The 522-nt window shown below is 64.9% G+C and carries 1 protein-coding gene; it reads right to left on the bottom strand.

The features are described from left to right. Positions 1–522, bottom strand: a 522-nt coding sequence (locus AAHG03_RS27195; RefSeq protein WP_342154973.1) for a transposase, incomplete at both ends; no start/stop codon positions are given.

Here is a 522-nt window from a genome sequence, read left to right as displayed (position 1 = left end):
GATCCAGCGCCGCGAGGTAACGACCGATGCTCGCCTCGACCTGCGCCAGCCGGGCTTCGACCTTGGCGGCGGTGAAGTTCTTGTCGCGGTTGTTGACCGCCTTGAACTTGCTGCCGTCGATCGCGACGACGGCCTTGCTGAACAAGTTCAGCCGGCGGCACAGCACCACGAACTGCGCACAGGCAGCCTGGATGGCCGGGCCGTTGTCCTTACGGAAGTCGGCCAGTGTCTTGAAGTCGGGCATCAGCCGACCGGTGAGCCAGATCAACTCGATGTTGCGCTGGCTCTCGCGTTCGAGGCGCCGGCTCGACGGCACGCGGTTGAGGTAGCCATAGAGGTAGATCTTGAGCAGCGTTGCCGGATGGTAGGCGGGCCGCCCCGTCGCCTCCGGCATCGCGCCCGCAAAGCCGAGCGCGCCCAGATCGAGCTCATCGACGAACACTTCGACAAGGCGAACCGGGTTGTCGGCGGTGATGTAGTCGTCCAGGCAGTCGGGAAGGAGCGTGATCTGCTGACGGTCCT

It is taken from the genome of Methylorubrum subtropicum, from assembly GCF_038442325.1.
GTDB classification, from domain to species: Bacteria; Pseudomonadota; Alphaproteobacteria; order Rhizobiales; family Beijerinckiaceae; genus Methylobacterium; species Methylobacterium subtropicum.
Note: the sequence above shows the minus strand (reverse complement) of the source record. Positions and strands in the feature narration are given on the sequence as shown.